Consider the following 504-nt stretch of genomic DNA (forward strand, 5'->3'; position numbering starts at 1 on the left):
GCTGATTCCGGTGTGGGGTCGGTGGTAGTTGTACCAGTCCAGCCAGTCGGGAAACGCTGCCTGCCGTTCGGCTTCTGACATGTAGGGCCGGTGGTAGGCCCATTCGTCAAGCAGGGTGCGGTGGAAGCGTTCGACCTTGCCGTTGGTCTGCGGGCGCCAGGGACGGGTCCAGCGGGGGCTGATGCCCAGGTCACGGCAGGTCTGCCGCCAGGTGTTCTTGGTGTAGGACCAGGCGTTGTCGGTCAGCACCCGCTCGACGGTCACGCCGCGTGCGGCGAACCAGGCGGCAGCTCGTCGTAGGAATGCCGCGCAGGTGGCCGCCTTCTCGTCGGGCAGGCTCTCGGTGTAGGCCAGGCGGGAGTGGTCGTCCAGCGCGGTGTGCAGGAAGGCGTAGCCGGTGCCGGTGCGGTTCTTGCGGCTGGCGGCCCGGCCGAGCGTTTTGTGGCCGCCGCCGTCGGGGATGCGGCCGAGTTTCTTGACGTCGATATGGATCAGTTCGCCGGG

1 protein-coding gene is annotated in these 504 nt (G+C 68.1%); it reads right to left on the bottom strand.

The window, feature by feature from the left end:
* A partial coding sequence (locus tag EEJ42_RS30905) for a DDE-type integrase/transposase/recombinase (protein ID WP_148082053.1) occupies window positions 1–504 on the bottom strand: 504 nt, incomplete at both ends.

Origin of the sequence: Streptomyces botrytidirepellens (genome assembly GCF_003721215.1) — a bacterium.
Taxonomy (GTDB): Bacteria; Actinomycetota; Actinomycetes; order Streptomycetales; family Streptomycetaceae; genus Streptomyces; species Streptomyces himastatinicus.